Genomic DNA, 25,348 nt, shown 5'->3' with positions numbered 1-25,348 from the left:
TTTAATAATGGGTAATACACAAAGGGCTTTCCAAAATGAGAAAGTCCTTTGTTTCTAAAATTACTCAATAAGCCATATTTAAGTATGTGACCTTTAAAAACATAAACTGCTTATTTCCAATTTATTATATTTTGTGAAATAACCCGAAAATTTCTAAATACCTATTTTTAAAGAACTTTAAACAATTTTTAAAACATATTGTTCATTATTTTATACTTTAGTCTTGAATAAAGTATTCCAGCGTTTTTTAAGATTAAATATTTTCCTTTGGAAACTCTCAATTATTACCATTATCTTTATTAAGCCATCAAAAATCAGAATGTGGTAAGTATGAATAAATATACTTCATTCATCGATAAAATACACTCATGTCTAAACGTAAAACGATTATAGCTGAAGACGCTCTGGTGGTGTTGCTGCAAAGCAAAGACCAACGAGGCTTCTCCATCTTGTATGATAATTATTCATCGGCATTGTATGGCGTTATTTTGAAAATAGTCCGCTCAGAAGAAATAGCCGCCGATGTTATGCAAGATTCTTTTGTGAAGATTTGGAAAAATATAGACGGCTATAACCGCTCTAAAGGAACTTTGTTTACGTGGATACTGAACGTAGCAAGAAATACTGCCATTGACCGAATCCGCTCACAAGAATTTCAAAATTCACAACGAAATCAAGACATTGATTCAAACATAAACGTGATTGATAATCAAGAAAATAGTCAGTTTGATGTCGATGCCATTGGTTTGAAAAAAGTAGTTGAGAATCTTCGCCCAGAACACCAACAGATGATAGAATTACTCTATTTCAAAGGTTATACACAGGCAGAAGTAGCAGATGAATTTGGAATACCTTTGGGAACAGTGAAAACTCGTGTTAAAGCTGCTATTGTGCAGTTGAGACAATTTTTTGTACAATTTGGACTTGTTTTGCTATCGGCAATTTTAGATAAATGGATATGAACACTAAGGAATATATAGAATCAGGCATTTTAGAAAGCTACGTGTTAGGTGTAGCTACTGCTGGGGAGTCGGCAGAAGTGGAACGTCTGGCACTGGAATACCCTGCAATTCGCCAAGAATTAGATGCTATTAGAAACTCACTTGAAACTTATGCTTTGCAATATGAAAAACAACCTCCTGCTTTTTTGAAAGATAAAATAATGGACAATCTTTTTAATGAGCATAAAACAGTTGAGCAAAAGTATTCAAAAGGGATTAACCAAACAGTAAAAGAAGACATTGAGCCTCGTGAGGTAATCAATCTCAATCAGCGTAACGAATCGTCAGCCTCGCAGAGGTCAATCTTTAAAATGGCGGCTTCGTGGGTATTATTAGCCCTAAGTATTGGGGCAAATATTTGGTTCTTCAAGAATTGGAAAAATTCGGAAGAAAAGGTATTAGCTCTTGAAAGTCAAAATCAAATTCTTGCCAAAGAAGGGCAGACCTTGAAAGCAAGCTATCAAGAAGAATTAGCAATTTTACAAAACCCTGATGTGAAGATTATTAAATTGTCAGGGCAAGAAGTTGCACCAGAAGCGAAAGCATTAGTTTATTTTGATAAAACTAAGCAAGAAGTATATCTTTCAGCGTTATCATTGCCAGAAGTTCCAACAGGAAAACAATACCAACTTTGGGCAATTGTTGACGGCAAACCCGTTGATGCAGGTATGATTGATAGCAAAGGAAATATTTTGAAAATGAAGTCATTCTCAAACGCAGTAGCTTTTGCGATTTCATTGGAAAATACAGGAGGAAGTACCACAGAAGCTGGTCCAAAAGGAGCAGTTTACGTAATGGGAGCCGTGTAAGATTTGGTTCAATTACCCATTCTTAAACTAAAAACCTTGATAGTAAATCGAACTGTCAAGGTTTTTTTTATGTTTGCCTTGGTAGTTGAAAGTATTTTTCTTTCCTATTTGCCTAATCCCTAATAACCGCTATATTTACCAAGAATCAAAAAGACGTAAGATGAACAAATATCAGGTAAGTGTTTTTTTTAGTATTGATGAGGATTTTATGAGTCTCGTTCCCAAACATCGTGGCGTAATTAATGAGCTGATATTGAAAGGAGTGATTGATTCTTACGCAATTTCTGCGGAGGTTGGGCGTGGTTGGATAACCATGAATGCCAAAGACAAACCCGATATTCATAAGCAACTCGAACGTTCGCCTTTATACAAATACTTTGAGTTAGAAATCGACCAATTGATGGTTTATGATTCTCAAATGTATCGTTTCCCGAAAATGGTTTTGAATTAGTTACTGGGAATTGGTTATTGGTTATTGGTTACTGGTTATTGGTTACTGGTTATTGGTTACTGGTTATTGGTTACTGGTTACTGGTTATTGGTTACTGGTTATTAGAAATTGGTTATTAGTTACTGGAAATTGGTGAAGGGGAAAACACGCAAACTAATTTCCAGTAACTAATCAACTGATAACCAATTAACCAGTAACCAATCTCCAATAACCAATAACCAGTAACTAATCAACCCGTAACCAATCAACCAATCATTTCCAAAATATCAACTTCCTGAATCGGTGGATTTGCTCCTTTGTGTGATGCCACCAAAGCACCTAAAGCACACGCATACGTGAGGGCATAATCAATAGGTTTTCCTGCTAAATAATTGGTCAAGAAACCCGCCAAAAATGAATCTCCACTGCCAATCGTATCCATTACCGTTACCTTAAAGCCGTTTGATTTGTAGAATCCTTGTTCTGCCAAAACCATCGCACCATCTCCTCCTTGCGTTACAATAAGCGTTTGTAAATTGAATTTATCTTTCAATTGCGACAATTTTTGTTCGTCATTGCCTTCCGTAAATCCGTACCAATTTGTGATGATTTCTAACTCATCTTCGTTCATTTTGACAATGTCGGCTTTGTGTAAAAACGTCTCAACCAATGCTTGTGTATAATGCGGAGGACGCAAATTGACATCATAAATTTTTAGCGGAGCAACTTCTAACAAGGCTAATAATGTATTTTTTGTATGCGTATCTCGGCAAGCTAATGTTCCGAAAATTAAGCCTTTAGCGTTTTTTACTAAGTCGATTGTTTCGGGAGAAATACTGATGAAATCCCAAGCCACAGGGTGAACGATTTCATAAGTAGCTTCGTGTTTTTCGGATAAAAATACGTTTACTTTTCCTGTTGGGTGGCTTTCGTCGGTTTGAATGAAGTCAAGTGTACAGTTTTTGTCTTGCAAAAATGTCTTGATTTCATCGCCCAATTCATCATTCCCAACACGGCTTATCACTACCGACGGAGTTCCTAAATTTTGTAAATGGGTGGCAACATTCATGGGAGCTCCTCCGGGAAGTTTGCCAGATGGTAGCAAGTCCCAAAGAACTTCCCCAAAGCAGCAGATATAATTTTGATTAAATGGCATTATTGTATTAATGTTTATAAAATGGTTATTTTTTGTAATTGATTATCGACTTCCAAAAATGGCAGAACCAACTCGCACAAGGGTTGAACCTTCTTCGGCTGCAATCATAAAATCGCCAGACATTCCCATTGAAATTTCACGGAATTGTAAGTTTTCGTTTGCAGAATATTCCGATTTCAGCGTTTCGAAGAACGTTTTTAAACTTCTAAATTCCAATCTGATTTGCTCTTGGTCGTCGGTATTGGTTGCCATGCCCATTACTCCCACAATTCGGATATTTTTCATGGCTTTAAATTCCTCTGAATCCAAAATCTCACGAGCTTCATCTTCCGATAATCCAAATTTGGTTTCCTCTTGGGCGATATAAATTTGTAGCAAACAATCAATTACTCGGTTATGTTTTGAGGCTTGTTTGTCTATTTCTTGCAACAATTTCAAAGAATCTACCGAGTGAATCATTGCTACAAATTCAGCCATGTACTTCACTTTGTTGGATTGTAAATGTCCAATTAAATGCCATTCAATATCTTTGGGTAACACTTCCCATTTTTGCACCATTTCTTGGACTTTATTTTCCCCAAAAATTGTACAATTGGCATCATAAGCGGCTTGTAAGTCTTCTAAAGGCTTCGTTTTTGTAACGGCAATCAATCGGGCAGAAGTACCTGCCAATTCAGCCTTGATTTTGTCTATATTTTCTGCTATATTCATTATTTGAATTGTTTTAAGCTATTGACTTTTGACTTAAAACTGTATAAATTAAATTATGTTTGTTTTCGCTGATTGTCGAAGTAAGTACAATGACGATTTAAGAATTACGATTTACGATTATCATAAACTTGATTATCAATGGTTTGTGATATTTTAAAATAGCGTTTTATTTTGTCTCATTACTTACGTCAGCCTAAAATAATTAGAAATACAATCTGAATTAAATGACCGATAACTCATAAGGATTAGTTGATTATTACAATTTTTTGCGTTATCAGTTGCAATAACTTAGATTTGTAAAATTAAACATTGTTCGTGGATTATTTTTTTAAATAAAAGACAAGAAAAAGCGTTTTTAAATTAACACGACCCATTAAATATAAAAAATCTGAAATGGAGTATAATCCGAATAGACAAAGCGAAAATAAACTGAAAATTGCTGTGGCAGTCTTAGGACTTTTAGCATTAGCATTGGGTTTTTTATACGTTCGTGAGCGTCAGAATAATCATAAAGCTGAAGAAATTACGACTTTACAAGCCAAAGAATTATTGCAGGCAAATACAAAGTTGGATTCAATCGAAAATCAGTTGAATAGCAAGATTATTGAAATCAAAAAACTTGGTGGAAATGTAGAAGAATTGATGCGTGCAAAAGAACAATTGCAGGCTGATAAACTTTCGTTGCAAAAAATGGAAGGATTTTCGGTGAAAAAATACCAATCGAAAATCAAAGAATACATGATTTTGTTGGGTCAGAAAGATGTAGAATTAAACAAATTACGTAGAGAAAATGGAATTTTAGTTGCCAAAAACGACTCATTGAGTAAAGAAACGCAGAATTTATTAGAAGGAATTTCTTACGCCCAAAGAGCATTGAGCGATTCGGCAATGAATTTTACTATCAAGCAAAAAGAATTAGCAGACCGTGCCAAAGAAGTAGAAGCTCGTAACCGAGAATTAAACGAAAAAGTGTCTCAAGCGGCTGCATTACGTGCCGAAAGTATCAATATTTATGCAATTTCAACGAAAGGAAAGGAAAGTGACGGAGGCGTTTATCGTTCAAAAAGAGTAGATAAAGTAAGAATTACATTCTATTTACAAGAAAATCAAGTGACGACTCGTGAAGCAAAAACGATTTTCCTAAGAATTATCGACCCATCAGGAGCAACGATTGCAGACATGGCAACGGGTTCGGGAACGTTCAACTACAAGAATAAAGAAATGACTTATACGGCAAAACAGAAAATTATCTACGACAATTCTCATCAGTCAGTAGAATTTGTTTACAGTCGTGGGTTATCATATAAAGAAGGAAAGCACATCATTGAACTTTACTCAGAAGGATATAGAATAGGAGAGGGCGTTTTTGAAGTTAAGTAGCGTGTTTAGTTATTGGTGGATTGGGAATGGGTTACTGGTTTTTAAAAATCATTGTATATTTGAGCTTCAACGGAAGTCGTCGTTCAAAACGACGACTTCCGTAAAACAACATTTTTAAATATACTCAAGAAAATAAAATGAATTTGAATAAAAAACAGAAACAATTAATTCCTTTTGTAATTGTCTGTTTAATAATGTGTTATACATTTTTCTCATTTATTTTTATTGAAAATTTCATCACAAATTATCAATACATTGCTCTTGCCTTTACAGTAATAAATGCTGTTTTGTATTTCAGAAATTTTGAATGGGGAGTTACTTTCACTGGACTACTTTTAGTTCTTGGACTTTTTAATATTACCGTATTTTTCCCTCATATCAAAAATTTTTCTGTTGGTTTTTTCATAAACCTTCCCAATAAAAAAACAGAAGTAAATACGCCCCCTATTAGGTTCGAAGTTCTTCTAATCATTATCTTATATTATCTAATTAATAAAGATGTATTTATTTCAAGGGTACAATTACTTTATAAATGGATAACTTCAAAAAAAGTTAAATAACTTCATTCCAGTAACCAGTCCACTAATTCCCAGTAACAAATCCACCACACCTATTCTCCCCAATACAAAAACTTATCAGGTTTTTCTATTTCTCTTGGCGGTTTTTGATTAATAGTTTTTCCATTCATCACCACTTCATAATACTTCAAATATGCCTCAGCGGTATGTTTGATAGTAAAATTATCCGCTACATATTCCGAGCATTTCTTGTTGTCAAAACGCTCAATATCGTTAATATTAGCAACCAATTCCGATTTTCTGTTTGATAAAAAACCAACTTCTGGCGTAATCAATTCGGGCAAAGAACCATACGGCGTTCCGAACACAGGCGTACCCATGTACAAACTTTCAATCAGAGCAATTCCGAAAGGTTCGTGCCATAAAACAGGGAATAATAAACCCTTAGAGTTATTCAACAATTGATTCTTTTCCTCACCGCCAACCATTCCGTAAAATTTAATACTTGGGTACGGCGTAAAGCGAAAACCCATTTTTAAGTTTAGTCGAGAACCACCTAAAACGGCTAATTTATTGTTCGTTTTTCGGGCTAATTCAATTGCTCCTTTTACATTTTTGAGTCGCCAAGCTGCCTTTGCCAAAAAATGTAAATGCGTTCTTTTTTGGGTGAAAGTAGGTTTGCCGTAGTCAGGTAAATACAAACCATTATGTACGAAAGCCTCTGAACCATAGCGAGTTGCCTGATTTTTAGACACGAAAATGGTATTCAAATCGCAATCTAAATCAAAACTCGGATTGCCTTGCATCATCACAATGTACGGCTTACGAAGCGGATGAACAGGCGTGTGGTCGAGGTGAACAATATCAATGTCATCAGGCACTTGCGAGTCAACAGATAAAGCAGGATTATACACAATTATATCGGCAAAATCACTTTGGGAATTAGCCTGAGCCAAAAAAGTAACTCGATGCCCCATTTGCGTGTATTGTTTACCCAACCAATAAATAATGCGTTCAGTTCCGCCGTATTTACTAACTGGTAATACCGAATTATGGAAAATTAAGATGTTCATGAATGTTAATTTTATGCGATTAATTGACCGTTATCAAACTTCCCAATTCTTCATCGTTCCGAACAGTCAAATAACGGTCAATTTCTTGTTGTAAATCTTCAACGTGTGAAATTACACCAACAATTCTATTTTCTTTTCGGAGAGATTTTAGAGTCTCGAAAACAACCTGTAAAGACTCACGGTCGAGCGAACCAAAACCTTCATCTAAAAAGAAAAAGTTGTGTTTTGATTCCGTCAATGTGTGAATATTATCCGCCAGAGCTAAAGCCAACGACAAAGCCGCTTGGAATTTTTGTCCACCCGAAAGCGTTTTTAAAAGCCTTGAACGTCCGCCATTTAGCACATCACGCACCCAAAAACTGTTGTCATCACCCAATTCAAGATGTAATTGTTGGCGAGTCATTTTATGAAAACGGACATTGGCGGCATTGCAAAGATTCTGCAAATGTACGCTCGAAACAAAATCAACAAAGCCATTTCCTCTAAAAAGCGTTGCTAAATCGCTCAAATGTTGTTCACGAATTTTGAGTTTTTCTTGCTCTTTCAATAACTCCATTTTCTTGGCTAAATCTTCTTGAGCCTTCTTCAAAAGCCCCCCAATTCGTCCTTCTTCTTTGCGTTGAATGTTGAGATTGTTTGTTATTTCCTCAATTTTAATGCTTACCGCTTTATGTTTTTCGGGGTCATAAGTTAGATTTTCGTAGTTTTTCTGATACGTCTCTAATTCTTGCGTTAGCGTTTTTAGAGTAGTATTATACATTTCAATTTCCGAACGTTCCAAGTCAATATCCAACGCTTCTTGGAGAATGTCAGAAATTTTATTTTCAGAATCAAAGTTGTTGATAACCAACAAGTTTTCTATTTGTTCTTGCGTGTTTTTGAGTTCGCATTGGGCTTCTTTCAAAACTTCCGATAATGCTTGTTGACTACCTGCAATGACATTTTTTTCTTGCTCAAAATCACTTACTTTTTTCTGCGTTGTTTCAAAATCATTTTTTAACGTTTCATATTGATTTTTGAGTGATTTTATTTTTGATAACACTTCCTCTTTCGACAGGTTTTCATAATCGCTCAATTGTATTTTACTCAGTTGCTTGCTTAATGTTTCTATCGTGATTTTTAAACCCGAAATCTCATTTTGTAAGTTCAATAAAGGCGTGTCAATATCCTTGATTTTAGCTTGACTGTCTTGCTCAAATTTTAAATCTAAATTTTTGATAAGTATTTCATTATCAGAGATTTGTTTTTGTAATTCGGTGATAGAATTGAATGTTTTTTCAAAGCCTTCACGGTCAGCTTTATCAAATTTTTCCCAGATAAAATTCTGCTCGTGAGTTTCAATTTTTGTCTTTATTTCATCCCATTTATTTCTTATAGCAGTTTTGTTTTTTTCTAAGTTAGAAATTTCAGAAAAAATCTTTTCAACGGGCATTTGGGCAGTACGTACACGAGAGGGCAGTTTCTGAAAATCGCTGATTTTAACCTTAATAATTGAGATTTCTTGCTTAAAATCATGCCCATTTTGCGACAAAGCAGGATGATGAACAGCTCCACATAAAGGACATTCGTCTCCATCTTTCAAGTCGGTTGCGTATTGCTGTAAAACCGCTTGCGTATTAAGATGTTCTAATTTTTCAGTCAGAATTTGTTGTTCCTGTTCAGCCTTTTTGAGTAAATCAGCAAAAGCATTTTCTAAGATTTCAGTGGTACAGTCCGTTGGAATTTCCAAAGAAAAATGTTGATTGATAGCTGAAATTTTCTCAACTCTAAGGTCTTGTTGTTTAACTAATTCTTTCTGTAAATTGCCTGCTTCATCATGCGTTTTTCTTTTAGTTTCTTGCAAAAAATCGGCTTCGTTAAACCAAGTTTTTATTGAGCTAAATTCTTGAATATTAGGGAGTTCAGTTTTTAGTTTGTCATTGGCTAAAACGGCATCTTGCTTTTGATTTTTCAGTAAACCTAACTCGTTTTCTTTCGTTTTTTGTATTTCTAAACCCCGTTCAATTGCTCCCGATTTTTTAGTTAGTTGAACCTGATTTTCGAGAATTTCAATGACTGTTTCTAATTCTTTAGCTTCAGTTAAAAGGGCTTCTTTTTGGTCATATTGTGGGCGTAAAATATCAAGTTTTTCTTTCGCCTCAATCAAGGACTTTTCGATTAAAGTTAATTGTTTCTCATTTTTTTGAAAAACCTCCTGATTTCGCTCCAAAACCGCCTTGTTCGATTTCTTCAATTCCAATAAAGACTTAAATTGTCTTGAACAGATTTCGTAGATTTTTAACGTTTCCTCTTTTTGCTTGAAAAAGTCTTTTTTATTCTCTAAATCAAGCACTTGAACGTTCAAAATCTGTATTTTTTCGGTAGCTTGTCGAAGTTCAGTGAGAGCTTTATCAAACTCATTTTCAACCTCCAATTGTTCAGTAAAAACCTTGATTTCTTGTCGAGCCAACTTTAATTCAAACTCATGATGCACAACCATATCAGGCGTAGCTTCGCCCAATGACATTAATTGCCCTTCTAAATTTGAAAGAGTAAGTTTATTTTTAGTATTCAGACTCCCCACTTTTCTACTCAAATCGTATTTATCCAAGTTGAAAAGCTCTTTCATCATCTTGGTGCGGTCATTATCTCGCAACTCAATAAATTCCTGAAAACGTCCTTGTGGAATAATAATTGTCCGACGGAAATTCTCATAACTCAGTCCAATAACCTTTTCAGCTACATCTTCTGCCGTAATCGGACTCCATTCTTCATTGAGTTTTAAATACGCCTTTCGTTCAAAGGTTTTTACATCTTTAAAATTTTTAGAATTACGTTTTCCTCGCACCGAAAACCGATAATGTTGAGCATCTTTTCCCGCCAAACACTCAAAGTCAATGCTCAAATCATCTGAACGCAGATTCATCATGTTATAAGTTCGGTCATCACCTTTGCTATTCAAACGCTCAGTATCTCCATAAAGAGCAAAAGTGATGGCTTCTAAAATTGATGACTTCCCACTACCAACCGAGCCAAAAATCCCGAATAGAGCCGCTTCTGTTAGTTGGTCAAAATGTATTTCTTGCTCGGATTTGTAAGAATATAATCCTTTTATTTTTAGGTATTTAGGTATCACTTTTCTTGAAATTATAAATGTGCTATTGTTAGATAATAGGTTTTTTAAAATAAATCCGTCCTTCATCACAAAGACAAAGGACGGACTTATTACTTTTTACAATGATTATACGTTAACTAATACTTTATTATCGTTATTCGATGTATAGCGTTTAGTCTTTTTTCTATTTTTCAAAAACTCAGATAATGCCTCTTCTATTTCTTTGGTGATTGGCTCTAAATTTCCATTTATGTCCAAGTCAGCCGTAGATAATTTTTTAAAATCAATGTTAGTTTTCATCTGGGAAGTATCTTTTAAAGAGCCTAAATGATTCAGGAGTGTCAATTATCATTACATTTCCCATGAATATTTTTGCTCCTAATGATTTTTTATAATGTTCAATCAATTTTGATTTTGAAGTAAAAGAAATGAATCCGTCATAGCCTTTTTCAAATGAAGTTTTACAAGCAAATGCTACCAAATTACCGGCTACACCATAATACGTTTTTTCTTTTCCTTTATTAAATTTTGCATTTTCAATAAGGTGCATATAAATAAGGTCGCCTTTGTCTTCAATGCTTATTAATCCATGAATTATGGATGGATTCTCCAATGTGACTAATTTGAAAATTTGCCTTTGTATTTCAGTCGATTCTTTAGTCCAATCAAACTTCCATTTTCCTTTTGAAAACCCTTTGTCATTCGGCAAAAAAGGCAACATGGTAGTCCTAAAACTTTCCCCTGATTTTACATTCTCAATTGAGTTTGTAAGTTTATCAATTACTTCATTAATAGGTGACATTTATCAAAAAATTAGGTAAACAAATATAAGAAATTACTCTTGAAAATAGGAGATTTATCGAAATTCTATTTTCAATCCTCTTCCCCCTGCACCTCTCTAAATATCGCCATCAACCCCTCCGAAGGCTCTTGCCCTTTCCCGATTTTATGTTGTTTGAAATAGGCAGAAAATAGTTCTTCCATGCCCATCGTCAAATCAATTTGAATACCCTCTTGGGCATCTGTTCCTTGCGATTTTATCTCTGGAATAATCTGAATTAATCCTTGATGGGCATCTAATAATCGTCGTTTGTCGGTTACTTCCAAATAACTTTCAGACACAATCGTGATTTCTACTAAATCATTCACGTGTTCCTCCAACCAAGCAACGGCATCATCAATGTTATGGAATTTTTCACGTAAAAGTTTTTTGCCTTTTAATAATGCAATGGGTTGATATTCAATAGGTTTGTTGGGTTCTGCATTGAGTAAAACTACAAATTTTGTCTGATTTGCTTCTGCAAAACTATATGCCAAAGGACTACTTGAATACACAATTGGGCAAGGACTTTTATCAATAATTTGGTAGCGATGTAAGTGTCCTAAAGCCACATATTGCGTTTGCTTGGGAATGTTTTCAGAATAAATTGCCGATGCACCGCCTACGTGTAAAATTGGTTTTTCGTCATCGGGTTCTTCGGGTTGTTCGCCTCCTTTTTTCATGAAAAATAGGTGACTTGCTAAAATATTAACGCCTTGATTGTCAAAATATTTATCGGCTAATTCTTGCCAATGATTTTGCAAATGAATCCGCAAAGCATCTTCAGAATCTTCTGCTCCTAAATCTTTTTTCAACCGTAATTCATTGGCGTAGGGCGTTAAGATTAAGCGTAAAGGAAATGGACTTTCGGGGAGTTTTAATTCTACAAAACCCTTATCTGTTTTGGTCACTTCCACGCCCGCTTGTGTACGAAAAGGCTTAATTTCAGTATTAGGATAACCTACGAAAATAATTCCACAGGCACGAGCCAAAGCGTCGGGAACTTCAATTCTTTCGGGAGAATCGTGATTTCCTGCAATGGCAATAATGGCACGTTTACCATTGTCAGACAAACGGTGTAAAGTGGTATATAAAAGTTCGGTTGCTTCTGATGAAGGGTTAAAGTTGTCGAATAAATCACCCGCCACAATGACCGCTTCAACGGCTTCACGGTCGGCAATTTCACAGATTTCTTCTAAAACTTCTCGTTGTTCTTCCAAACGAGAAAAAGTATCAAGTCGTTTACCCAAATGCCAATCGGCAGTATGCAGAATTTTCATCTGATTATAATGTTTAGATATTTTTAATGGTATTAGATTGGGACACAGTTGGAACGCCTAATAATTTCTTTATGTATCAAAGTTTTTTGTATGGGCGTTTCATATTTTGTTAAAATTTCAAGGTCGCAAATTAACGAAATAAGATATGTAAAGCACACTCAAATAAATTATTCTATATCTTTGTCGTGTGAAAAAATATGTTGCCATATCGCTCCTTATCATTTATATGTTTTCAACGACTGAATTGTATCAGGCGTTGAAACTTCCTTTTTTGATAGAGCATTTCATAGAGCATAAAGAACAAAACAGAAATTTAACGCTTTGGAAGTTCTTGTGTATGCACTACACGCCCGAAACAGTCAATGACGGAGACTATGAAAAAGATATGAAACTGCCTTTCAAAACGCATTTTCACATGAATTACGCCACTTTTACGGCAGATTTACCTACTCAAAATCTTACATTTCCAATATTCAATCCTTTTGTCGAAGCTAAAGTTGTGAATCGTTATCAACCAACTTTTTTAACGTCTTCGTTCCTTTCTTCTATTTGGCAACCTCCCAAATTTTGTTAATCCTTTCTTGATTTTATCATTGCCTCATGAACACGTTTGTTGTTTTTGAGTATCTATCTGTATTTCAAAATTACTTGACTGTTCGCTTTCAGTTATCAATGATTGTTAGGGTTATTCTTATTATTAAGAATTTCTGAATTCAATTTTTGATTGCCCATGTATGACAGCCGAAGTAAATAATTATATTACTATGCTTAACAAAATCATTCATTTTTCTATCGGCAATAAACTCATCGTTGGGTTATTTACCATTGCCTTGATGATTTATGGTAGTTTTTCATTAACCAAACTCCCGATTGATGCCGTGCCTGATATTACAGATAATCAAGTTCAGGTTATTACGGTTGCTCCGTCATTTGGGGCAACTGATATTGAGCGACTTATTACCTTTCCTATCGAACAAGCAAATAACAATATTTTAGGCTTAAAAGAAATTCGGAGTTTTTCCAGATTTGGATTGTCCGTAGTGACTATCGTTTTTGATGACGAAACGGATATTTATTGGGCGAGACAACAAGTCGCAGAACGTTTGCAAGAAGTAAAAGCTGAAATTCCACCAGAAATTGGTTTGCCAAAATTAGGACCTGTTTCAACGGGTTTAGGCGAAATTTATCAATATGTAGTCCGCCCAAAAGCTGGTTATGAAAGCAAATTTGACGAAACCGAATTACGTACTATTCAAGATTGGATTGTTCGTCGGCAATTATTGGGCGTTAAAGGTGTTGCTGAAGTCAGTAGTTTTGGTGGGAAGCTAAAACAGTACGAAATCGCTGTGAATCCCCATAAATTACAATCTTACGGTTTAACAATTGATGACGTTTTCTCGGCATTAGCAAAGAATAATCAGAATACAGGAGGTGCGTATATCGAAAAATCTTCGACTGCTTTATTCATTCGTAGCGAAGGATTGATTGGTACAATTCAAGATATTGAAAATATATCCGTAAAATCAACGTCAAGTGGTACACCTTTATTTATCAGAGACGTTGCTGAGGTGAAAATTGGTTATGCTACTCGTTACGGAGCTATGTGTTATAACGACAAGGGTGAAGTGGCTGGAGCCGTTGTAATGATGCTAAAAGGGGCAAATAGTAGTGAAGTCATTAAAAATGTAAAAGAACGAGTTGCCCAAATTCAGAAAACCTTACCCGAAGGTGTGGTTATTGAGCCATTCTTAGACCGTACCAAAATGGTAAATAACGCCATCGGAACGGTGGAGAAAAATCTTTTAGAAGGTGCTTTAATCGTCATTTTTGTCTTGGTTTTATTCTTGGGAAATCTCCGAGCAGGACTTTTAGTGGCTTCAGTTATTCCTTTGGCGATGCTTTTTGCCATTATCTTGATGAATACGTTTGGCGTAAGTGGAAATTTAATGAGTTTAGGAGCATTAGATTTCGGACTGATTGTTGATGGTGCGGTAATTATCGTTGAGGCGGTGATGCACCGTTTGAGCAGTTATCAGTTATCAGTTGTCAGTAAACAGTTATCGGAAGATAGCCAAGCAACAACCATCGACCGCTTTACCCAAGCTGAAATGGATACCGAAGTAAATTATTCAGCCAGTAAAATGATGAATAGTGCCGTGTTTGGGCAAATTATTATTTTGATTGTTTACCTTCCCATTTTTACACTTCAGGGAATCGAAGGGAAAATGTTTAAACCAATGGCTCAGACTGTTGCCTTTGCTTTGTTGGGAGCATTTGTCTTGTCGCTGACCTACATTCCAATGATGAGTTCTTTGTTTTTGAGTAAGAAAACGAAACATACACCCAATATTTCGGATAGATTAATGGGAAAAATTGAGCGTGCATACCAAAATACTTTGGCTAAAATTTTGGGACATCCCAAAATGGTTTTAGGCACAGTCATTAGTTTATTTATCCTTGCTGTTTTTATCTTGACAACTTTGGGCGGTGAATTTATCCCTGCTTTGGAAGAAGGCGATTTTGCTGTTGAGACAAGAGTTTTAACAGGTAGTAATCTTTCAACAAGTATTGAAAGTACCCAAAAAGCTGCCCATATTCTGAAGTCACAATTTCCAGAAGTAGAAAAAGTGGTTACGAAAATTGGTAGCGGCGAAATTCCAACCGACCCAATGCCAATGGAAGGTAGTGATATGATGGTGATTTTGAAAGATAAAAGTGAATGGACTTCTGCCGAAACCTTCAATGATTTATCGGAAAAAATGACCAAAGCTCTCGACGATGTTCCCGGAATTACGGTTGGTTTTCAATATCCTGTTCAAATGCGTTTCAATGAATTAATGACAGGGGCAAGACAAGACGTGGTTTGTAAAATATTTGGTGAAAATCTGGATACTTTGGCTTTGTATGCTGATAGATTAGGTAAAATCGTCAATACTGTTCAAGGAACAAAGAGCCTTTATGTTGAACCTGTAACGGGAATGCCACAACTTATTATTGAGTACAAACGTGAAATGATTGCTCAGTATAATTTATCAATTGCCGACATTAACCGAGTGATAAATACTGCTTTTGCAGGACAAAGTACGGGTTTGATTTTTGAAGGAGAAAAGCGTTTTGATATGGTGGTAAGATTAAATACCGACCAACGTAAAAATTTAGAAGATGTCCAAAATCTCTTAATTCCAACGCCACAAGGTACGCAAATACCACTTTCTCAATTAGCAAGTGTAGAAATCAAGAATGGTCCAAATCAGATTCAGCGGGAAGATGCCAAACGTCGAATCGTAATTGGCTTTAATATTCAAGACCGAGATGTTCAGAGTATTGTAACGGAATTACAACAAAAAGTAGAGACAAAATTGAAATTCCCAACGGGCTATTATGTCACTTACGGTGGTGCTTTTGAAAATCTCAATGCAGCCAAACAACGCTTAATGATTGCCGTGCCAGTTTCGTTGATTTTGATTTTTGTGTTATTATTCTTTGCCTTCAATTCGGTAAAACAAGGCTTATTGATTTATTCAGCCATTCCACTTTCTGCTATTGGTGGAATTTTCTTCTTGGCATTGCGTGGTTTGCCTTTCAGTATCAGTGCGGGCGTTGGTTTCATTGCCCTTTTTGGGGTTGCGGTATTGAACGGTATCGTTTTAATTGCTGAATTCAACCGACTCAAACACGATGGTATGACCGATTTGAAAAAGATAGTTTTGGAAGGTACAATGTTGCGTTTAAGACCTGTTTTAATGACTGCCTTTGTTGCGTCTTTGGGTTTCTTGCCAATGGCAGTAAGCAATGGAGCAGGAGCAGAAGTTCAACGTCCATTAGCAACAGTTGTTATTGGTGGTTTGTTATTAGCTACATTCCTAACGCTTTTCGTTCTACCAATTTTATACATCATTTTTGAAAAAGGAGTGAAAACATTAGACCTAAAAACAGCGACAAGCATTGTCATTTTATTGACTTTATTTTCATTGAATAATAACATCAACGCTCAAAACTCCCCTCTCCAACGGAGAGGGGCTGGGGCGACCGACGCTTCGGGTGAGGTTATAACTTTAGAAACTGCCATTAGTACGGCAATAAATCAAAATTTAGGGGTTAAAAGTGAAAAGTTGCGAGCTAATTATCAGGAGCAACTCATAAAAACTTATCATAATTTGCCCACTACCAATTTTGTAGGTGATTTCGGTCAAAACAATAGTATTTATTTTGATAATCGTTTAGGAGCTTCGCAATCGTTTAGTTCTCCCAAAGTGTATGCTCGCCAAAAAGATTTACTTACCGAAGAATGGAAAGTGGTAGCTTTGGGCGTAACGCTCAGAGAAGCAGAGCTGAAACGAGCCGTTACTGAGACTTTTTACTCGCTTGTTTATTGGAACGAAAAAGAAAAATTACTGCTCAAAATTGATACGATTTACGCAGAATTTCTCAGAAAAGCCGATTTGCGTTTAACAAAAGGTGAAACGAATATTTTAGAAAAAACGACCGCCGAAAGCCAAAGAGGAAATATCAATTTACAATTGAAAATGGTTCGTCAAGAGAAAGACGCAACTAAAATTCAATTCAAATTATTACTCAATACAGATGCCGATTTAGAACCTGACGCTAAAGAATTTAAAATTAAAGATATTTTAACGGCAGACGGCACCGCAATTGCCGACCATCCTTTACTCAAAATTTATAGTCAGCAAAAGCAATTAAGTATTGCCAATACCGCTTTGGAAAAAACTAAACTTTTGCCAGATTTCAACGTAGGGCTTTTTTCTGGTACAATTAGAGGTATTGGCTCAGATGATGTTTATTATTCGTTAGGTAGTCGTTTTACAACAGTTCAAGTTGGGGTAAATGTCCCGATTTTTAAATCTGCTACGAAGGCAAAAGTTGCCGCTTCAAAAATGTACGAAGAAGTAGCTGAAAGTGCTTTTTTACAACAAAAACAATCGCTTGAAAAAGAGTTTCAGAAGGCTTTTTTGATGTACCAAAACAATTTGGCAACCATTCAATATTACGAACAACAAGCCTTGCCAAATGCTACTCAAATTATCCAAACGGCAAATAAACAATTTACCAACGGAGATATTAATTATTTAGATTGGGTAATGCTGACCAATCAGGCAATTGGTATTCAGGCAAATTATATTGATGCTATTAAAGAACTTAATTTAAGCATCATTCACATCAATTATTTCACATCAAGAAATTAAGATAATATCATGAAAAATATAATCATCATTTCAATATTTAAAAAAGTGATAAAAGCGATTTATAGCATAATTTTAACGCTATTTAATAAGACGTTTTTTCGGATGAAGACTCCCTCTTTTGGAGAGGGGTTGGGGGTGAGGTTGTTATTAATTTCAAGCCTTATTTTATGTTGGGCGTGTGGCTCAAAACCTACTACTGAACAAGTTTCAGAAGCTAAAAATACAGAAGAAAATACCGTAACACTTACGGCTGCGCAGCGTAAAAATACTGAAATCGTTACGGGGAGTTTGGAACGTAAAAACATTTCTTCCATCATTAAATTGAATGGCAAAATTGACGTTCCGCCTCAAAATATGGTTTCGGTAAGTATGCCTTTAGGTGGATATTTAAAGTCGTCAAAATTATTACCGGGAATGTTTGTCCGTAAAGGAGAAATCATCGCCACGATGGAAGACCAGCAGTATATTCAGTTGCAACAAGATTATTTAATCAATCAATCGAAATTGTTTTTTGTCGAGAAAGAATACCAACGCCAAAAGGAATTAAATCAAAGCCAAGCCAGTAGTGATAAGGTTTTTCAACAAGCAGAATCGGAATATAGAATGCTAAAAATTAATCTAAGTGCATTGGCTGAAAAGTTGAAATTAATCAATATCAATCCTAAAACTTTGACCGAAGGAAACCTTTCTAAAAGTGTTCATATTTATTCTGCTATCAACGGTTTTGTTTCAAAAGTGAATGTTAATATTGGTAAATACGTCAATCCATCTGATATTTTATTTGAATTGGTCAATCCAACCGATATACATTTGAACCTTAGTGTATTTGAGAAAGACCTTAATAAATTGTCGATTGGGCAAAAAGTAATTGCTTACACCAATAATCAACCTAATAAAAAACATCAATGTGAGATAATTCTAATTAGTAAAGACCTTTCTCCCGAGCATATTGCAGATGTGCATTGTCACTTTGAAAATTATGATAAAAATCTTTTGCCGGGAATGTATATGAATGCTGAGATTGAAGTAAAAAACAATTCAGCCTTAACACTGCCTGAAGACGCAGTAGTTAATTTTGAAGGAAAAGATTTCATTTTTATTGAAGATAAAACCAATCAATTTTCAATTATAGAAGTCAAAGTTGGTAATAAAGAAGGCGGTTTCATCGAAATCCTCAATGGAGAAGCATTCACTAATAAGTCAATTGTAACAAAAGGAGCTTATACTTTATTGATGAAGATGAAAAATATGACTGAAGAGGAGTAGAGGATGTTAGAACTAAGATTGATACGATTGCAGGATTTTAAGATTACTAAAAATCCTGCAATTATTAAATCCAAAAAATCATAATTCAGATAATCCATTCCAAATAAAAAGGGCTTTTTCTCGAAGAAAAAGCCCTTTTTAATATTTCCTAACTCAGAGATTAAGCTAAAGCAATTCTTTTGAAAGAAGAGATACTTAAACCTTTTTGAGTTTGTTCTAATAACTGCTTAATGTTGATAGAACCGTCTTTTACAAACTGTTGGTTCAACAAAGTAGATTCTTTGTAGAATTTCTCTAAACGACCTGCAGCGATTTTATCCAACATTGCTTCTGGTTTACCTTCAGCACGAGCTTGCTCTCTACCAACTTCAATTTCACGCTCGATAGTAGCTGAATCAACGCCATCTTTATCCAAAGCAACTGGCTTCATTGCCGTGATTTGCATAGCGATGTCTTTTCCAACTTCTTGAACATCAGTACCTTGGACGTTAGCAAATGCTACTAAAACACCGATTTTATTATTAGAGTGGATATAAGAAACAACTTTGTCAGCTGTTACGTTTTCATAACCAGCGATAGTGATTTTTTCACCAATTTTACCAGTCAATTCAACCATTGCTTCTTGAGCAACACGTCCGTCAGCTAAAGTAGAAGCTAATAAAGCATCTTTATCAGCAACATTATTTGCAACTGCTGAAGCCAATAAAGCAGAAGCTAATTCAGTAAAGTCAGCAACTTTTGAAACTGGTTCAGTTTCGCAAGCTAAAGCTACTAATTTACCGTTTGTTCCGTCAGCACTGATTGCGATTAATACAGTACCTTCGTTAGTTTCGTTATCTGCACGTTTTGCTGCCACTTTCTGACCAGCTTTACGGAGAATATCAATAGCGGCTTCAAAATCACCACCTGCTTCAGTAAGGGCTTTCTTACAATCCATCATGCCCGAACCAGTCATTTGTCTTAATTTATTAACGTCTGCTGCTGAAATAGCCATTGTCTTGTTAATTTGAAAATTTGAAAATTTATTAATTTGAAAATAATTGTAAAGAAATTATTATTCAGTTGATTTTTTACTCAAATAGCCCACAGAAAACTATGGGCTATTTAGGCAAATGATTATTTTATAATTCTAAGAACGAAAACTAATAATTATTCATTCTTACTTATTCATTATATTAATCTTCTTTCTCGTATTTAGCCGCTACTTTAGCTGCTTCTTTAGCTTCTTCCTCATCAGCAAGACGTTTTGCTTCTTCTTCTTCTGCTAAACGAGCGTCATCTTTATCTTGTTTGCGTTCCATCAAACCTTCTTCGATTGCCTTACCAATTGCTAAAGTAATTAAAGCGATTGATTTGTAAGCATCATCATTAGCTGGGATTGGGAAATCCACTAAATCAGGGTTTGAGTTAGTATCACACATAGCAAAAACTGGGATACCTAAACGTTGTGCTTCAGCTACTGCGATATGTTCACGCTTAACGTCAACGATGAAAAGAGCTGCAGGAAGACGAGTTAATTCAGTGATACCACCTAATACTCTTTCCATTTTCTCCTTATCACGAGACATCATTAAACGCTCACGTTTTGCTAATGCTTTAACAGTTACTTCGTCTTTCAACAACTTGTCGATAGTCCCCATTTTCTTGATAGACTTTCTAACAGTTTGGAAGTTTGTAAGCATACCACCTAACCAACGGTCAGTTACGTATGGCATTTTCAAACGACGAGCTTCTTCTGAAACGATTTCTTGAGCTTGTTTCTTAGTAGCAACAAACATGATTTTACGTCCAGAACGAACAATACCTTTGATAGCATTGCAAGCCTCATCTAAACAACCTAAAGTTTTGTTAAGGTCAAGAATGTGGATACCATTTTTCTCCATGAAGATAAACGGAGCCATTCTTGGATCCCACTTACGTGTTAAGTGTCCGAAGTGAACACCAGCATCTAATAATTCTTTGTATTCTAATTGTGCCATTTTTTGTGTTAGGTGTTAGGGCTTGGGAGTTAGGGGTTAGTAATGCAACTAAAACCTAAAATCTTATACCTAAAACCTTGAAAGATTTAAAATGAAATATAAAAATATCAACAAGACACCGGTCACTGTAAGCCTTGCTAACGAATATAATAATAGTTATTAGTAATCAGCTACTGGTTATTGGATTAGAAATTTTCTAACAACTGATAACCAGTAACTAATAACGAATAACCAAATATTAACGTTTCGAGAATTGGAATTTACGACGTGCTTTCTTACGACCTGGTTTTTTACGTTCAACCATACGTGGGTCACGAGTAAGGAATCCTTCTTTTTTCAATGCAGGACGACGTTCTGCATCGATTTCTTGTAATGCACGTGAAATAGCCAAACGAAGTGCTTCCGCTTGTCCTTTAATTCCACCACCGTCAAGATTAACTTTAACGTCATAAGAACCTTCAGTTTTTGTTAAAGCGAAAGGTTGGTTAACGATAATTCTTAAAATTTCTGATGGAAAATAGTCTTCTAAAGTACGACCATTTATTGAGTATGCACCGTTGCCCGGAGTCATATATAGACGAGCAACAGCCGTTTTTCTTCTTCCTAATGTATTAGTTACTTCTGCCATTTTTTTATAGAGAAGTTATCAGTCATCAGTTATCAGTTATCAGTCATCAGTTGGTTGGCGAACCGAACCCCTAATTCCTAACTCCTAATCCCTAAATAAAAGATAACGATGATTAGAATTTGATTTCTTTTGGTTGTTGTGCGGCGTGTGGATGCTCAGAACCTGCATATACATACAAGTTTGTAAACAAACGACTTCCTAAACGGTTTTTAGGTAACATACCTTTTACCGCAGATTCTACAACTCCTCTTGGATTTTTTGCTAATACTTCTCTTGGAGTAGCAAAACGTTGTCCACCTGGGTAGCCTGTGTGGCGGATGTAAACCTTGTTATTCATTTTCTTTCCTGTAAAACGAATTTTATCAGCATTGATTACGATAACGTTATCTCCACAATCTACGTGTGGTGAATATGAAGGCTTGTTTTTTCCACGCAAAATCATTGCGATTTGTGAACTTAAACGACCAACAACTTGGTTTTCTGCATCAACTACTACCCATGCTTTTTCAACAGTAGCTACGTTTGATGAGATGGTTTTATAACTTAAAGTATCCACTTTATTATAGTTTAAAAGTCCGATAATATTTTCTCACGAAAGCACCTCTGCCAGAAGGTGTTACAAAATTCACATTTACGTTGGACTTTTATTAAGATTCGGAAATGTTTCATTTGTACATCAGATGTTGGAACGACTCTGATTTTCAATGATTTGACCTTATTTTTTTCTGAACGGGCATCCAGCTAAAATTTGGGAACGCAAAATTAGTGAATTTTTCGATATTTTACAAAGAGAATTGTAAAACTTTTCGGGAATGTTTATATAATTCTAAAAAAATATGAAATGATGACTCAAAACGATTTTAAACAAGCTAAATAACGATTGTTTAGTGCCTGAAAATAACCATGTCTGTAACACTAAATAATGATTTTGGAGAAAGAAAAAAATAGAAATTGCGTGGAGAATTGAGAAAAATGATGATAAAAGATATAAGCAAGAAATGCTAATATGCTATTTTATGACTTTGAATGTTTAAATTCTACGTATAGCCTAAATATGAAATAAAATTAATGATAAATTAAGAGAGATTTATTTGAATTTAATAGTGAATTACATAATTTTACCCTCTAATACAGCAAATATCTTAATAAGAATTGGTATCAGTCTAAACTTTGAGTGCATTAATAGCGTTGCTCATTGAGTGCCAATACCTCGTTTTTATTTAAGAAACCTTGAAAATAATCCGCCGATTCTCTCAATGTCTTAGCCTGCTGTGTTATATCAATTTATATATTCTATTCGAGTATCCTGTATGATTTAAACTGTGAGTGTTTGCCGTGATTGGTAAAGCATTCTCAGCTTGATTTGTATATTCCTTACCTTCCAAAAATAATATTCAGTATTCTGTGATATTAATTTATCTCGGCCTGTTCCGCTTTGGCCTTGAAAAATTGCCGCTTTTTTTTACGCAATTGCTTTTCACAACAAAAGTATTGTGGGCTTGTGTCTCTAAGTCAATTATGTCTTTGAAAATGCTAAACATATTTTCAGTGGATATAATTATTGGTTGCTTGTGTTTTGCATTTCGCAACAAATGCAAAAGGAATAATTGCACTCTAAAAGTGTTTGAATAACCCTCAAAAAATAAATGTTTCTAAAATTAAAACAACACAATAGCTATTTATGAAAAACTCTACTAAGTTTTTAAGCTTTAATTGTGCTGAAGTCGATTATCTGCCTGAGTCCAATCTATGCAAATCATCTAATTTCGGTATCAAAAAAGAAGCAAATTGTATGCCAAATGTGTTAAGTAGAACTAAAATGTGGAAGGTATTTCTACTTTTCTTTCTATTTAGTGCCTCTTTGCAGACATTTTCTCAAAATCTACTTTCAAATAATGGTTTTGATAGTGGTACAACTGGATGGAGTGCCTCTCCGGCAGGTTCTATTTTTACTTTTTCTGGACAATATGCTTACTCTGGAAATACACTTGCTTTGAATAATAATGACTCTTGGGGTAATTACTATACTTGGCAAACTATTAGTGCTACGGCAGGTATAAAGTATGATATTAGTTTTATGGCTTCAACGCATAATCCTGTATATTATGCTTCAGTTGGTTATGAATTCTATAATTCTTTGGGATTAATTATCGGTAGTAGAGTAGAAAAAAGAGTAACAGGTAGTGTTTATAATTCTTCAGGATATTCTAAATATGAATTTTTAGGTGTAACTGCTCCGACAGGAACAGCAAAGATAAGAGTGGTTGGTTATACAAATGGAACGGCTTTGAAATTGGATAATGTGTCTGTTTCTTTAACGTCAACTTGTAGTAATTTAACCTCAGGTGGAACAATTGGTTCTAATCAAACAGGTTGTAGTGGTTTTGACCCTACACCTTTTACAAGTGTAACTGACCCGTCGGGTGGTGCAGGGGCATTAGAGGTTATTTGGATGAAAAGTACGACTTCTTCAGTTTTGAACACAACAACGCAAAGTCAGTGGTCAATTATTCCTGGAGCAACAAGTTTAACGTATGATGCAGGTCCAATTACACAAACAACCTATTTCACACGTTGTTCTCGTCGTGCAGGTTGTACTGCTTATGTAGGTGAAGCAAATGTTATTACAGCAACTGTTAATGCAAATTGTCAAGGGAAAGACCCCGTATGTTTATCTCGTAAAAGTTCAGTATCAAGTAGTAGTCTTTGTGGTGATGCTACAAAGTCGTATGGTTTGTGGTTTTCAGATTTAAAGAGTAGTGCTAATGTTGCTTGTCCATCTCAATATTTTACAGTAAAGTCGGGTGAATTGACAGAGTTTTGCGATGGAACTGCTATTTTAAAAGTTGTAGGATGTGTAACAGGAGGTGGTGCAAGTGACTGTATTACGGCAACTGTAAATTATTCGGGTCGTACAGGAACGCCTCCCGCAGGTAGCCCACTTACCAATACACACTGTTCTGGATATGCTCCAAATGTAGGAAATTGGTACTATTATCCAACTTCAAATGGTACATTTTCTGGTACAGGTATTTTTGCAGGTTTGGCAGGAACTTACACGCAAAATATGGCGGCATTCCAAGTTGGAACAGGTGGAAGTTTAAATGATATTTCAAAATTTGGAGCAAGTAGTTGGTTTAAAATCAACCTCACAAGTGGAGGGACTAATAATTGGACGACTGCTTCAAAAGACGGTGACATTAATATTAATTTGGGAACTGCAACAAATATTGCTTCGGTAACTGCTACGGCAAATCCAACATCAATATGTAAAGGTTCAAATGTGGTATTAACTGCAACTCTTGATGCTGCGTCAAAATCAGCTAATTGTTCTCCAACCTATTCATGGGTTGGTTCAAATGGATTTACAAGTACACAAGCTACTGTAACAAACACAAGTGTACAAGCGGCAACTACTTATACCGTAACTGTAACTTTTACAGCGAAAAATGGTAGTAAATGTTCTGTGACTGGAACTACGGCTGTTGCTCTTAGTGCAAATTGTTGTGATAATGTTACAAATGGTGGTCAGATTGGTGGAAACCAAAGAAATTGTGGAGCGTTTGACCCAGCAGTGTTTACAAATGTTACTTCGCCATCTGGTGGGAGCGGAGTGATTGAATATATGTGGTTGAAGAGTACAACAGCTTCAACGTTTACGCAAGCAAATGCAAGTGAATGGGTTGCAATTGTTAATTCAAACAGTGCAACACTTGACTTAACTAACATTTCACAAACTACCTATTTTCAACGTTGCTCTCGTCGTGCAGGTTGTACGGATTTCGTGGGCGAAACAAATGTAGTTTCAGTAATTATTGACCCACTTCCAACAGCCCCGACAACTACGCCTGCATCAATTTGTGGAACGGGAACAGTTACTTTAAAAGCAACTTGTGCAACAGGAACAACGGCAACTTGGTATTCAGCTTCAACAGGTGGAACATCAATTTCAAGTGGAGCGAGCTTTACAACGCCAAGTTTGAGTGCAACCACAACATA

The 25,348-nt window shown here is 35.4% G+C and carries 19 protein-coding genes; 8 read left to right on the top strand and 11 right to left on the bottom strand.

All coding sequences use genetic code 11. The features are described 5' to 3' along the window. The first annotated feature begins 368 nt into the window (after positions 1-368). The 3 genes from LV89_RS19520 (at position 369) to LV89_RS19510 (ending at position 2,261) form a co-directional block, all read left to right on the top strand. Positions 369-962 carry an RNA polymerase sigma factor gene (locus LV89_RS19520; protein ID WP_109744607.1) on the top strand — a complete coding sequence of 198 codons (594 nt, stop codon included), beginning with the start codon at positions 369-371 and terminating at the stop codon, positions 960-962. Further along, positions 959-1,810, top strand: a complete 852-nt coding sequence (locus tag LV89_RS19515; RefSeq protein ID WP_158279641.1) for an anti-sigma factor — start codon at positions 959-961, stop codon at positions 1,808-1,810. Before LV89_RS19520 ends, LV89_RS19515 begins: the two co-directional genes overlap by 4 nt. A gap of 160 nt (positions 1,811-1,970) precedes the next feature. Beyond that, positions 1,971-2,261, top strand: coding sequence for a hypothetical protein (locus LV89_RS19510; RefSeq protein WP_109744605.1), 291 nt, complete (start codon positions 1,971-1,973; stop codon positions 2,259-2,261). A gap of 244 nt (positions 2,262-2,505) precedes the next feature. On the opposite strand, the gene LV89_RS19505 is transcribed toward LV89_RS19510, so the two are convergent. Next, complete coding sequence (locus tag LV89_RS19505; RefSeq protein ID WP_109744604.1) at positions 2,506-3,396, bottom strand: carbohydrate kinase family protein; 891 nt, start codon at positions 3,394-3,396, stop codon at positions 2,506-2,508. Positions 3,397-3,438: 42 nt separating this feature from the next. Continuing rightward, entirely contained in the window at positions 3,439-4,107 is a 669-nt protein-coding gene (locus LV89_RS19500; protein ID WP_109744603.1) for a YggS family pyridoxal phosphate-dependent enzyme, read from the bottom strand. A 393-nt stretch (positions 4,108-4,500) separates the two neighbouring features. Between LV89_RS19500 and LV89_RS19495 the strand changes: the two genes are divergently transcribed. Further along, on the top strand, positions 4,501-5,487 hold the full coding sequence (locus LV89_RS19495; protein WP_109744602.1) for a DUF8428 domain-containing protein: 987 nt from the start codon (positions 4,501-4,503) through the stop codon (positions 5,485-5,487). A gap of 610 nt (positions 5,488-6,097) precedes the next feature. On the opposite strand, the gene LV89_RS19485 is transcribed toward LV89_RS19495, so the two are convergent. From LV89_RS19485 to LV89_RS19470, 5 genes are all read right to left on the bottom strand, one after another. Further along, the gene (locus LV89_RS19485) at positions 6,098-7,078 is read right to left on the bottom strand and encodes a glycosyltransferase (RefSeq protein ID WP_109744600.1); all 981 of its coding nucleotides are present in this window, start codon (positions 7,076-7,078) and stop codon (positions 6,098-6,100) included. A 19-nt stretch (positions 7,079-7,097) separates the two neighbouring features. Further along, the gene (locus LV89_RS19480; RefSeq protein WP_158279640.1) at positions 7,098-10,193 is read right to left on the bottom strand and encodes an AAA family ATPase; all 3,096 of its coding nucleotides are present in this window, start codon (positions 10,191-10,193) and stop codon (positions 7,098-7,100) included. Positions 10,194-10,298: 105 nt separating this feature from the next. Beyond that, positions 10,299-10,472, bottom strand: coding sequence for a hypothetical protein (locus tag LV89_RS25315; RefSeq protein WP_158279639.1), 174 nt, complete (start codon positions 10,470-10,472; stop codon positions 10,299-10,301). After that, positions 10,462-10,974 (bottom strand): hypothetical protein, encoded by a 513-nt coding sequence (locus LV89_RS19475; RefSeq protein WP_109744598.1) that lies wholly within the window; start codon positions 10,972-10,974, stop codon positions 10,462-10,464. Before LV89_RS19475 ends, LV89_RS25315 begins: the two co-directional genes overlap by 11 nt. A 71-nt stretch (positions 10,975-11,045) precedes the next feature. Next, positions 11,046-12,272 (bottom strand): metallophosphoesterase family protein, encoded by a 1,227-nt coding sequence (locus tag LV89_RS19470; RefSeq protein ID WP_109744597.1) that lies wholly within the window; start codon positions 12,270-12,272, stop codon positions 11,046-11,048. A 187-nt stretch (positions 12,273-12,459) separates the two neighbouring features. On the opposite strand from LV89_RS19470, the gene LV89_RS19465 reads away from it, so the two are divergent. The 3 genes from LV89_RS19465 to LV89_RS19455 all read left to right on the top strand — a co-directional run bounded on the left by LV89_RS19465 (position 12,460) and on the right by LV89_RS19455 (position 18,742). Continuing rightward, positions 12,460-12,846 carry a hypothetical protein gene (locus LV89_RS19465; RefSeq protein ID WP_146199213.1) on the top strand — a complete coding sequence of 129 codons (387 nt, stop codon included), beginning with the start codon at positions 12,460-12,462 and terminating at the stop codon, positions 12,844-12,846. Positions 12,847-13,036: 190 nt separating this feature from the next. Further along, positions 13,037-17,476 (top strand): CusA/CzcA family heavy metal efflux RND transporter, encoded by a 4,440-nt coding sequence (locus LV89_RS19460; RefSeq protein WP_109744648.1) that lies wholly within the window; start codon positions 13,037-13,039, stop codon positions 17,474-17,476. Between the two features lie 9 nt (positions 17,477-17,485). After that, complete coding sequence (locus LV89_RS19455) at positions 17,486-18,742, top strand: efflux RND transporter periplasmic adaptor subunit (protein WP_229201558.1); 1,257 nt, start codon at positions 17,486-17,488, stop codon at positions 18,740-18,742. 160 nt (positions 18,743-18,902) lie between these two features. On the opposite strand, the gene tsf is transcribed toward LV89_RS19455, so the two are convergent. The 4 genes from tsf to rplM form a co-directional block, all read right to left on the bottom strand. Then, the gene (tsf, locus tag LV89_RS19450) at positions 18,903-19,736 is read right to left on the bottom strand and encodes a translation elongation factor Ts (protein ID WP_109744594.1); all 834 of its coding nucleotides are present in this window, start codon (positions 19,734-19,736) and stop codon (positions 18,903-18,905) included. Positions 19,737-19,917: 181 nt separating this feature from the next. After that, positions 19,918-20,721, bottom strand: a complete 804-nt coding sequence (gene rpsB / locus LV89_RS19445; RefSeq protein ID WP_109744593.1) for a 30S ribosomal protein S2 — start codon at positions 20,719-20,721, stop codon at positions 19,918-19,920. Between the two features lie 238 nt (positions 20,722-20,959). Then, positions 20,960-21,349, bottom strand: coding sequence for a 30S ribosomal protein S9 (gene rpsI, locus LV89_RS19440; protein ID WP_109744592.1), 390 nt, complete (start codon positions 21,347-21,349; stop codon positions 20,960-20,962). Between the two features lie 112 nt (positions 21,350-21,461). Then, a complete protein-coding gene (gene rplM / locus LV89_RS19435) occupies positions 21,462-21,905 on the bottom strand; it encodes a 50S ribosomal protein L13 (RefSeq protein ID WP_109744591.1) in 444 nt (147 codons plus the stop codon). Between the two features lie 1,125 nt (positions 21,906-23,030). Here rplM and LV89_RS25310 point away from each other — a divergent pair. After that, the coding region (locus LV89_RS25310) for an immunoglobulin domain-containing protein (RefSeq protein ID WP_158279638.1) at positions 23,031-25,348 on the top strand (2,318 nt) is incomplete at its 3' end.

This window comes from Arcicella aurantiaca (assembly GCF_003148625.1).
Lineage (GTDB): Bacteria > Bacteroidota > Bacteroidia > Cytophagales > Spirosomataceae > Arcicella > Arcicella aurantiaca.
Note: the sequence above shows the minus strand (reverse complement) of the source record. Positions and strands in the feature narration are given on the sequence as shown.

What these genes read in the sequence shown, in the direction of transcription:
- LV89_RS19495 (WP_109744602.1), top strand. Translation starts at nt 4,501, where the DNA reads ATGGAGTATAATCCGAATAGACAAAGCGAAAATAAACTGAAAATTGCT.
- LV89_RS25315 (WP_158279639.1), bottom strand. Translation starts at nt 10,472, where the DNA reads ATGAAAACTAACATTGATTTTAAAAAATTATCTACGGCTGACTTGGAC.
- rpsB (WP_109744593.1), bottom strand. Translation starts at nt 20,721, where the DNA reads ATGGCACAATTAGAATACAAAGAATTATTAGATGCTGGTGTTCACTTC.
- LV89_RS19455 (WP_229201558.1), top strand. Translation starts at nt 17,486, where the DNA reads ATGAAAAATATAATCATCATTTCAATATTTAAAAAAGTGATAAAAGCG.
- LV89_RS19470 (WP_109744597.1), bottom strand. Translation starts at nt 12,272, where the DNA reads ATGAAAATTCTGCATACTGCCGATTGGCATTTGGGTAAACGACTTGAT.
- LV89_RS19520 (WP_109744607.1), top strand. Translation starts at nt 369, where the DNA reads ATGTCTAAACGTAAAACGATTATAGCTGAAGACGCTCTGGTGGTGTTG.
- LV89_RS19510 (WP_109744605.1), top strand. Translation starts at nt 1,971, where the DNA reads ATGAACAAATATCAGGTAAGTGTTTTTTTTAGTATTGATGAGGATTTT.
- LV89_RS19515 (WP_158279641.1), top strand. Translation starts at nt 959, where the DNA reads ATGAACACTAAGGAATATATAGAATCAGGCATTTTAGAAAGCTACGTG.
- LV89_RS19475 (WP_109744598.1), bottom strand. Translation starts at nt 10,974, where the DNA reads ATGTCACCTATTAATGAAGTAATTGATAAACTTACAAACTCAATTGAG.
- LV89_RS19505 (WP_109744604.1), bottom strand. Translation starts at nt 3,396, where the DNA reads ATGCCATTTAATCAAAATTATATCTGCTGCTTTGGGGAAGTTCTTTGG.
- LV89_RS19460 (WP_109744648.1), top strand. Translation starts at nt 13,037, where the DNA reads ATGCTTAACAAAATCATTCATTTTTCTATCGGCAATAAACTCATCGTT.
- tsf (WP_109744594.1), bottom strand. Translation starts at nt 19,736, where the DNA reads ATGGCTATTTCAGCAGCAGACGTTAATAAATTAAGACAAATGACTGGT.
- LV89_RS19500 (WP_109744603.1), bottom strand. Translation starts at nt 4,107, where the DNA reads ATGAATATAGCAGAAAATATAGACAAAATCAAGGCTGAATTGGCAGGT.
- rpsI (WP_109744592.1), bottom strand. Translation starts at nt 21,349, where the DNA reads ATGGCAGAAGTAACTAATACATTAGGAAGAAGAAAAACGGCTGTTGCT.
- LV89_RS19485 (WP_109744600.1), bottom strand. Translation starts at nt 7,078, where the DNA reads ATGAACATCTTAATTTTCCATAATTCGGTATTACCAGTTAGTAAATAC.